6 protein-coding genes are annotated in these 9,928 nt (G+C 70.5%); 4 read left to right on the forward strand and 2 right to left on the reverse strand.

Features of this window, described 5'->3' with window-relative positions; translation table 11 throughout:
• Both U9980_RS06155 and U9980_RS06160 read right to left on the reverse strand, forming a co-directional pair.
• On the reverse strand, positions 1-1,097 hold a 1,097-nt coding region (locus tag U9980_RS06155), incomplete at its 3' end, for a zinc-dependent alcohol dehydrogenase (RefSeq protein ID WP_322767049.1).
• Positions 1,094-3,448 carry an HAD-IB family hydrolase gene (locus U9980_RS06160; RefSeq protein WP_322767050.1) on the reverse strand — a complete coding sequence of 785 codons (2,355 nt, stop codon included), beginning with the start codon at positions 3,446-3,448 and terminating at the stop codon, positions 1,094-1,096. The genes U9980_RS06160 and U9980_RS06155, both read right to left, overlap by 4 nt.
• A gap of 250 nt (positions 3,449-3,698) precedes the next feature.
• Between U9980_RS06160 and U9980_RS06165 the strand changes: the two genes are divergently transcribed.
• The 4 genes from U9980_RS06165 to lnt all read left to right on the forward strand — a co-directional run bounded on the left by U9980_RS06165 (position 3,699) and on the right by lnt (position 9,915).
• Positions 3,699-4,139, forward strand: a complete 441-nt coding sequence (locus tag U9980_RS06165; RefSeq protein ID WP_322747803.1) for an Lrp/AsnC family transcriptional regulator — start codon at positions 3,699-3,701, stop codon at positions 4,137-4,139.
• Between the two features lie 102 nt (positions 4,140-4,241).
• On the forward strand, positions 4,242-5,885 hold the full coding sequence (locus U9980_RS06170) for an amidohydrolase (protein WP_322767051.1): 1,644 nt from the start codon (positions 4,242-4,244) through the stop codon (positions 5,883-5,885).
• An 827-nt stretch (positions 5,886-6,712) separates the two neighbouring features.
• On the forward strand, positions 6,713-7,237 hold the full coding sequence (locus U9980_RS06175) for a multidrug efflux SMR transporter (RefSeq protein WP_322767052.1): 525 nt from the start codon (positions 6,713-6,715) through the stop codon (positions 7,235-7,237).
• A gap of 11 nt (positions 7,238-7,248) precedes the next feature.
• On the forward strand, positions 7,249-9,915 hold the full coding sequence (lnt, locus tag U9980_RS06180; protein WP_322767053.1) for an apolipoprotein N-acyltransferase: 2,667 nt from the start codon (positions 7,249-7,251) through the stop codon (positions 9,913-9,915).
• Positions 9,916-9,928 lie beyond the last annotated feature (13 nt).

Genomic DNA, 9,928 nt, shown 5'->3' on the forward strand with positions numbered 1-9,928 from the left:
TCCGGTCGCTGCGCGGCAGCGGTGTCCTCAACTCCGTCCCCCGCCCGACTCCGACCGACGCTGGAGGCGTAGGTACCCACCAGCTCCAGTTCCCGGAACCACAGCGGGGTCAGATCGACCGAACCGGTGGGAACCCCCGACAGCACCACCCGCCCACCGGCACGGGTGACGCGCAGCGCCGTCGACAGCGACGAAGCGCTGCCGGCGCAGTCGATCGCGACGTCCACACCGCCGAGCAGATACGGCGGCCCGACGTCCGGCTCCAGTTTGAGCGCACGGGTACCGCGACGCACGCCGCCGACCGCGGACGCAGGGGGCAGAATTTCATCCGCTCCGAACCGCCGCGCCAGCTCCACCTGATGACGGTGCTTGGCCACGACCGTGACCAGGCCAGCCCTGGTGTAGGCGCGCAGCGCCAGCAAGGTCAACAACCCCACCGAACCGGCGCCGATGATCAGAACCCGATCGCCGTCGGCGACCCGGGCCCGCAGCGCGGTGTGCACGGCGCACGCAAGCGGCTCGACCAGTACCGCCCGCTCGTCGGGCAGGTCCGCCGGCACCGGGTACAGCTGCGAACGGTGGGCGACCAGCGCCCGGCTCCACCCGCCGCCGGTCTGCGCGCAGGAGCCGGTCTGCAGCCCGGGGGACAGGTGACCGGAGGTGACCCGATCGCAGCGGCTGGTGTGTCCGGCGGCGCAGCCGGCACAGGCCGCGACGCCCCGGGCCGCGCAGCCCAGGACCGGGTCAAGTACCACCCTGCTGCCAGCCGGCAACTCGGTGCCGTCCTCAAGGGTCACATCCGTCTGGGTGTCGGCCACGATCTCATGCCCGGGGACGAAGGGCATGGACACCAGGGACGTGAAGTAGAACGACGACTGGCCGGTGACGGTGGCGAGGTCCGAACCGCAGATCCCCGACAGCCGTGGACGGATCGTGACCCATCCCTCGCCCGGCAGGGCCGGGACGGGCCCGTCGGTCAACCGCAGCGGCGCCGTCGTCGCCGCCGCGGCGCCGGCCAGGGCGGGCAGCCGACCCGACACCGCCCGGGTGGCCAGGTAGCGGGGCATGGAACGGTACAGCTCCAACGCGCGGCTCACCGGTCGGCTCCCAGCCGTGATGTGCGGACGCGAACCGGGCCGCCCGCGGACGAGCCGCCGACGCCGGCATGAGCTGCGCCGGCATGAGCGTTGCGCTCACGCCGGCTGCCGACCACTGCACGTGGTTCGCCACGGGTCGAGGCCCACTCCTCGATCGGCCAGCCGGATCGGCGGGCCACCCGGTACAGCGGCAGGTCCGGATTGACCGCGACCGGGTTGCCGACGGCACGCAACATCGGCAGGTCCGACTGGCTGTCCGCATATGCCCAGGATGCCGACAGATCCGCTCCCACTCGCTTGGCATAGTGGTCCAGCCAGGCGGCCCGGGCGTCACCGACCAGCGGTGCCGAGACCAGACGGCCGGTGGCGCGCCCGTCCGTCCCGACTGCGAGCCGGGTGGCGACGACCTCGTCGAACAGCGGTGCCAGCGGCCGGGTGAGGACCTCGACCGCGCCGGTCAGCAGGACGGTCCGGTGCCCGGCGTCCCGGTGCTCGCGGATCCGGCGGATCGCTCCCGCCTTCACCCGACGCAGCAGGATGTCACCGGCGACCTCGTCGACGAGGCGGGCGAGCTCGTCGGGGTCTGCGCCGGCATAGCGCGTGTACACCGCCCGGATGAGATGTCCCCGGTCGCGCCGCTCAGCCCGCACATATCCGGGCAGCGCGCGGGCAAGCTGGGCGAGTTCGCGTCCGCGCGCCGCGAGGCTCTGGTCGGTCAGGCGCAGCCACAGATACGACTCGACCACGGTCGAGGACACCAGCGTCCCGTCCAGATCGAACACCGCGAGCGTGTCCGGGCCGCCGACAAGGGCATGCGACACCCGCCGGGCCGCGGCCGCGGGCTTTTCCGGACCGCGGAAAGTCGAGGTGACGCTCGGAAAGTGGATCTCTTGCAGGTAGGTGCGCCAGTCGTAGCAGGCCGGATCGAAGCCGAACCGTTCGGCGTCGCCCGGGTCGAGGCTCTGGGCCAGCGCGCGGGTCGCGTCGTCGACGTAGACCAGCTCCGCCTTGGTATAGGAACGGTAGAGGTCCTGGTAGCGCCGCAGGAACGCCAGCCGCTCATCGAGCTGCTCCAGGTCCCGGGCGGCCTGACGGACCCGGTCCGAGCGCGGAGCGTACCCGAGCGCCTTTCCCGCGATCTCCGCGAAACGCTCGCCGCGCCGCAGTTGGCTCTCGACCGTGGCAGCCCCGGCGAAACGCCAGTCGGCGGCGGCGATGGCGCCACGACCGGGCTTGGTCAACGGGTGGCGCCCGAAGTATTCGCGGACATTCTCATAAAGGTCACGAAACAACAGCGGATTGCGAAAACCCGAACACACGGTGTAATAGGCCGGAGTCGATGCCGGCGGCGTCGCCGCGGTCGCAGCCAAGATCGCATTGACGACCAGATCGACGGGGATGATGTCGATGATCCCGTCCGGAGAGGCGGGGAAATCCGGCAGCTCCCCACGGCCGTAGGCGAGGATCAGCGGCTCGGCCATCTTGAAGCCCTCGATCCAGCCCGGGAACGGGCGGGCCAACGCGCTCTCGATGATGGACGGACGCATGATGGTCAGCGGCAGACCGGCACGTTCGGCTTCCAGATAACGCTCGGCGAGGGCCTTGGTGAACGTGTAGCAGTCCGTCCAGCCCAGAACCCGGGCCCGCTCGCCGCCCGCGTCGACGAGCCGGCGCTCCACCCACCTGCGGCGGCGGCGTTCGGCTTCCCGGGAGACCGTCTGCGCGCCGGCCCGGATGTGTTCAGCCTCGGCCTCGGCCCGGAACCGGCGCAGCTCCGCCGGGGTCCGCGAGGCGTCCTCGGCCGCGAGCCGGGCTCGCTGCGCGGCGGCCTGCTCGGCCCGCCAGTCGACGTTGTGCACGAGGCGGCCCTCAGCCACATGCCCCGATCGCAGCCCGGCCACGTATGCCGTGGAGATGTGCACCAGATGAGGTCTGGCACCGCTGTCTCCAATGGCCCGCAGCAGCTCCTGGACGCCCCCGAGGTTCATGGCGAAACCCGTGTCGATCGGCGGGTCGAACGACACCTCGCCGGCACAGTGGACGACGACGTCGACATCCGCCGGAATGGCCGGGATCCGTTCGAGATCGCCTTCAAGGACCGTGATCCGGTCGCGTAGCACCTGCTCGACGCCGTCGGCACCCAGGCGCTCGCGCCATGCGGCAAAGGCCGGCTTGGCCACGAGACTCCGCAGGCGGGCCTGCCCACTTCTGCCTGCGCGGGGACGGATGAGGACGACCACCCGGGTGTCGGGCAGGTCGGAAAGCAGCCGTTCCAGCAGTGCCTCGCCCACGAAACCGGTCGCTCCCGTGACGAGGACACGCTTGCCCGCGAGCCGCTCGGCCAGCCCCACGCCTCACCTCTTCCGTAATGAACACCGGTGGGCCACAGTAAGGGACGTCGGTGTCCAGGGCCGAAGCCGCCTCGTGCCCAGGTAGTTGCATCCAACCAGGCAACACCGATGGTCACGTACTACCTACCGTTGGACATCGCACGAGGTTCGTTCCACGGACCCCGCGACGTCCAACGGCCGGCCACGGATCGGGGGAGGACGAGGACGCGGCGCGTCGATCATCGGTGAGCTGCGTACGCTCCTGATCGTGTTGGAAGACCTTGACCGCGAGATCGTCCGTCTGCTGTGCCGGGACGGTCGGATGAGCTACACCGATCTGGGCCGGGCCACCGGTCTGTCCGTGTCCGCGGTTCACCAGCGGGTGCGACGGCTTGAGCAACGGGGCGTGATCACCTCTTACGCGGCCCTGATCGACACCTCCCAGGTCGGGCTCCCGCTCACCGCATTCATCTCCATCAAACCGATCGACCCGAGCCAGCCGGACGACGCGCCCGACCGCCTGCGCCGCCTGGACGCGATCGAGGCATGCCACAGCGTGGCCGGCGAGGAGAGCTATCTGCTCAAGGTCCGGGTCGCTGGTCCGGGCAACCTTGAGGGCCTGCTGCAGGAGATCCGCGCCGCGGCGAACGTCTCCACCCGCACCATGGTCGTCCTGTCCACCCCGTACGAGGCCCGGCCACCCGCGCTGTAGCACCCGGCCAAAGGGCGCGAGAGTGGCCCCCGACCCACGGCCTCACAGGTCGCAGGCGACCACAACGGGTTCACAGCGGGCAGACTGGCATCCGTGACCGACATGTCGTCGAACCCAGGTGCAGTCGGGGGGCCGCGACCGGCTGGTAACCGCGTCCTCTATCGCGGTGGCCGGGTGCATAGCCCGGCCGCGCCGTTCGCGACCGCGATGCTGGTCGACCACGACATGGTTGCCTGGGTCGGCTCGGCCGCGGCCGCCAAGGCGATGACCCTCGACGAGACCGTCGAGGAGATCGTGGAGCTCGACGATGCCCTGGTCACCCCCGCATTCGTGGACGCCCACGTGCACATGACCGCGACCGGACTCGCGCTCGACGGTCTCGACCTGAGCTCAGCGCGATCCCTGGCGGCCGCGCTGGACCAGCTCGCCGACCATGTCAGGCGGCATCCCGCGACCACGGTGCTCGGCACCGGCTGGGATGACACGGCCTGGCCGGAAGACCGCCCGCCCAGCGCCGCCGAGCTCGACCGGGCGGCCGCAGGAGTGTCGGTCTACCTCGCCCGCATCGACGGCCACCGCGCCGTCGTGTCCTCAGCGCTGGCAGACCGCTGTGGCGCCGCCGGCATGTCGGGATGGCTCGGCGATGGCCACTGCCAGGGCGAAGCCCACCACGTTGCCCGCAGCGCCGCGTACGACAGCGTGTCCGCCCGGCAACGGCGGGCCGCCCAGCGGCGCGTGCGCGCCCACGCCGCCGCGCTGGGCATCGCGGCGTTGCACGAGATGGCGGGGCCGGAGGTCTCCAGCGCCGACGACCTGAGCGACCTGCTCGCGCTCGCGTCCGCCGAGGCGGGCCCCGCCATCTACGGATACTGGGCCGGGGACGTCGAAACCGCGGTGGCGCTCGGGGCCGGGCTCGGCGGCGACCTGTTCGTCGACGGCTCGCTGGGATCACACACCGCGGCGTTGCGGGTCGCATACACCGACGCACCCGGCGACCACGGCGTGGCGCAGCTGGATGCGGACGCGGTGTACGAGGTGGTGGTCCGGGCCAGTGAGGCGGGTCTGCAGGCCGGCTTCCACGCCATCGGCGACGCGGCCCTCGACATCGTCCTGGACGGTTGTGAACGAGCGGCCGACAAGGTCGGGTTGTCCCTGGTCCTGGCCGCACGCCACCGCGTCGAACACTGCGAGATGGCCGACGTCACCCAGATCGCCCGGATGGCCCGCCTCGGCCTGGTAGCCGGCGTGCAGCCCGCGTTCGACGCCTGTTGGGGGGGTCCGGACGGGATGTACACACGGCGGCTGGGAGCCGACCGCGCCCGGGCGATGAACCCGTTGGCGGCGATGGCCGCCGCCGGGGTCGTCCTGGCGCTGTCCTCGGATGCTCCGGTGACCCCGCTGGACCCGTGGGGTGGTGTGCGCGCCGCGGTCGCACACCACACGCCGGCCTCCGCGCTCAGCGCCCGGGCGGCCTTCTCGGCCGCGACGAGAGGCGGCTGGCGAGCGGCCCGCGCGGACGGTGACGGCAGCGGGGTTCTCACGCCCGGCGCGCCGGCGACGTTCGCCGTGTGGCAGGTAGCGGGGGAGCTGGTCGTCCAAGTGCCCGACGACCGGGTCACGGCATGGTCGACCGATCCACGAGCGGGCATAACGGGGCTCCCCGACCTTGACGGCCCGGACCCGACATGTCTGCGCACGGTCGTGCGCGGCACGGTCGTCCACGATCTGTTGGCCCGGACGGGGTGACCTCACCCGGAACCGGGATGGCCCCACCCGGATGATCGCAAGCCGACAACCCGGACGCCGACAGTAAGGACTTCGGCAGCAGGGACTTCGAAGAGCCCCGGACCGTCCTTCGGACCGATCCCCGGCGCGCCGGATGCGGGCAGGGGATCGTTGTCTAGGGGACGACCGGGACCCTTCGGGCTGCCTTCCAGCTCCCCCTTCGCCGGCGGTGACGAACTTCCTGTCCGACCCCACCGCCGACCGGGCCTGGTACCGGGTGGTCGTCGGACGCACCTGCGCCCGACGACCACCGGCCGGTCTGCCGACAGGGAAGGCGCTGACGCAGCCGCCTCACGAGTGGACGACATGGACCGTACCCGCCCTGACTCCGCTGGTGTCAACCGGGCGTTCCATCTGCGTCTATTTCCTGTTTCCCCAGGTCGGCGACCTCTCCGCTGCGAACGGCGGTTGCGCTGGTGCTGTTGGCGACCTGGGCGTGTCGCGGTCTGGACACGGTCGTCCTCATCGCAGACAGAACAACTCCACAACTAATTAACTACTCAGCGCGATAACCGGGCCTTCGTTGACCACTATTTGCCCACTATCCGCAACGCCTGGCTACTTACCTCAATCCGGCCACGGCGGCGGCGCATGAGAGGTGAAGACACGTAGAGCACATGTTTGCATGCTGTGCGTAGTAGCGTCGGTGCCTGTTCCAGCCGGATCCGATCCGCAGGACGCCGGATTCCCGATACCCGATACCCGGGATTGCAGGTACCCGAGGTTCTGCGGGTACGGGATTCCGCCGGCCCGAATGCTCGATCACCTCGCGTGACCCAGGAGCAGTCATGACCATCACGGACATCACCTGCGGTGGCACCACCCACTCCAGCGCGACTCGTGGCGCCCCCGCCCGCCGCCGCGGCGCCCGCCACAAGAAAAAGCCCGACCATACCCGGAGGACGCCGATGACCTGGCTGGCCCTGTTGGCCGCGATAGCCTGTGACGTGGCAGCCACCTATGCGCTGGCCGCGTCCCACGGATTCCGCAACCTGATGCCCTCGATGCTTGCCGTGGTCGGATTTCTCCTGACCACCTACCTGTTCGCGATCGCGCTCACCGAGTTGGGCCCGAGTATTTCCTATGCGGCTTTCGGCGCACTTGGCACCGCGTCGGTCGCCGTCATCGGCATTGTCATAGGTACGGAAACCGCAAACTGGATCAAAATCGGATCCCTCACTCTGATCATCATCGGCGTGGCGCTGTTGCCACTTGCCGACCGCCGGGATGCCGTAGGTCACCGCGGGACCGACCCCGGACAACCGGCTCCCCAACGCGCGGGCACCGCCCATCCAGGGACCGGGACCGGCTGACACGATCGCGGGTGGGCAATCCGCCGACCCGGTCGATCCCCGGCGCAGCGGTGACCGACACTGGGACTGTGACAGCCCAGGACATGCCGACCGCGGGTCGCACCGGCGAAGGCTCACCGCTGATGCGTACGGCCGGCGCCCGGGCCCGCCGCCTGACCCGGCCGGCGCTCGCCGTCGCGGCCGGAATCGCGCTGTACCTCGCATTCCCCCCGGTGGGGCTCTGGCCGCTGGCGCCGGTCGCGGTAGCCGCCATCACCCTGCTGGTACGCGGCATGCCGCTGGCGCGCTCGGCCGGTCTGGGCATGCTGTTCGGCCTCGCTTTCATGCTGTCGATGCTGCGGTTTGTCATCTTCGTCGGGGTTGACGGCTGGGTCGTGCTCTCGGTCGGCGAAGCCGCCCTGCTCGCGTTGGTGGCACCCGCGACGACGCTGGTCACTCGCGTGCGTGGCTGGCCGTTGTGGGTCGCCGCGGTGTGGGTCGGCCAGGAAGCGCTGCGAGGACGCGCACCGTTCGGCGGGTTCCCGTGGGGAAAGCTGGCCTTCAGCCAGGGGGATACACCACTGACACCCCTGGCGGCGCTCGGCGGCTCCCCGCTGGTGACCGCCGCCGTTGCCGGCTGCGGGGCGCTGCTGGCCGCCGCCGTTCTCGCCCTGGGCCCGCTCGGCACATCCATGGTGGCTGCCAGGCGCGTCCAGGCGGGACGGCGGGCCACCACCGCGCCCTTTGGCCTGCTGCTGCTCCGGGGACTGCGGCCTCCGGGCGCGCGAGCTGACGATCGTCGCGCGCCCTTTGGCCTGCTGGGCGCCGCCGTAGCCGTGGCGCTGCTCGGGCTCGCCGTACCGCTGCCCAGCGCCGCACAGGTCGGCACGGCACAGGTCGCGGCCGTCCAGGGCAACGTCCCGCGGTCCGGTGGCCTGGACGCACTCGGACGCATGTTCCAGGTCACCGCCAACCACGTGGCAGCGACCGAACGCCTCGGGGCGGATGTCACGGCCGGGCGCACCCCGCGTCCGAACCTCGTCCTGTGGCCGGAGAACGCCTCCGACGTCGACCCGTTCGCGGACGCCCGCGCCGCCGCCATGCTCGACCGTGCGGCCCGGGCAGTGGGCGCTCCCATCCTCGTCGGCGCGGTCCTCGACGGGCCGGGGAGGGGAAAGGTGCGCAACGCGGGTCTGGGGTGGGACGCCGACGGCTGGACCGGCCAGATATACGTCAAACAGCATCCGGTGCCGTTCGCGGAGTATCTGCCGGGCCGGACCGTCCTGGAAAAGCTCGTCAAACGGTTCGCCACCGAAATGCCCAACGACTTCGTGCACGGCAACGGCGTCGGAACGGTCACCATCGGCGGAGTCACGATCGGCGACGTCATCTGCTTCGAAGTGGCCTATGACGGTCTTGTCCGCGATGCCGTCAACACGGGTGCGCGACTACTGGTGGTACAGACCAACAACGCCTCGTTCGGGCGCAAAGGCGAAAGCGAGCAACAGTTGGCGATGACACGACTACGAGCGGTGGAACACGGGCGAGCCGCCGTCCAAGTGTCCACCAGCGGTCAGAGCGCGATCATCGCACCTGACGGCCGGATCGTCGCAGAGTCCGGCCTGTACGAGACCGCCGTCCTGACCGCCTCGCTCCCGCTGCGCACGAGCCGAACGCTCGCCGACCGCGTCGGCGTCGCCCCGGAGATGCTGCTAGTGATTCTTGGACTACTCGCTGTAGCGTTCGGCCTGCGGGCAGGGCAGCCTTCCCGTGGGCAGGGGGGCCCAGACGGCGACACCGACACCGCTGATGATGCCGACGCCGCTGGCGACACCGACACCGCTGGCGACACCGAAAGGAGACGCGTGGACGACGAGCGCGTTCTCGTGTGTGTTCCGACCTACAACGAGCGGGAGAGCCTTCACAACACGGTCATGCGGCTACGCGCGGCCAACCCGGACGTGGACCTTCTGATCATCGACGACGCGAGTCCCGACGGCACCGGGGAGATCGCCGATGGGATCGCAGCGGCCGATCCGCGCGTTCACGTGCTCCACCGCGACGCCAAGAACGGCCTCGGCGCAGCCTATGTGGCCGGTTTCGACTGGGGACTGCGCCACGGCTACGACGTCCTGGTCGAAATGGACGCTGACGGCTCCCACCAGCCCGAGGAACTCCCGCGGCTGCTCGCCGCCCTGCGAGACGCCGATCTGGTGATCGGTTCCCGGTGGGTCACCGGGGGAGAGGTACGCAACTGGCCGCGTTCACGCCTGCTGCTCTCACGCGGAGCCAACGTCTACGTGCGGGCCGTCCTCGGCATGCCGCTGGCGGACGCGACCGCCGGCTTCCGGGCGTACCGGGCACCGGTTCTGCAAAGCCGCGATCTTGGGCAGGTGGCATCACAGGGGTACTGTTTCCAGGTAGACCTCACTTGGCAGGCCTGGCGATCGGGGTTCCGGATTCTGGAGGTTCCGATCACTTTTGTCGAACGCGAACACGGACGATCGAAGATGAACCGCGCGATCGTGACGGAAGCCCTGTGGCGGGTAACCTGGTGGGCTCTGACGACCCGTCACGGCCGGCCGGCCGCGCCCGGCGAGCGCCACCGCTTGGCCAGTGCGGATACCGGCTACGTTCCCGCTGCGCGCGCAGACGGCGCGGACCACTCCGACCGCTCAACGACGGGCGTGTCTCCGTGAGCCGTGTCCTCGT

Source organism: Protofrankia sp. Cr1, assembly GCF_963555865.1.
Taxonomy (GTDB): domain Bacteria; phylum Actinomycetota; class Actinomycetes; order Frankiales; family Frankiaceae; genus Protofrankia.

What these genes read in the sequence shown, in the direction of transcription:
- U9980_RS06170 (WP_322767051.1), top strand. Translation starts at nt 4,242, where the DNA reads ATGTCGTCGAACCCAGGTGCAGTCGGGGGGCCGCGACCGGCTGGTAAC.
- U9980_RS06175 (WP_322767052.1), top strand. Translation starts at nt 6,713, where the DNA reads ATGACCATCACGGACATCACCTGCGGTGGCACCACCCACTCCAGCGCG.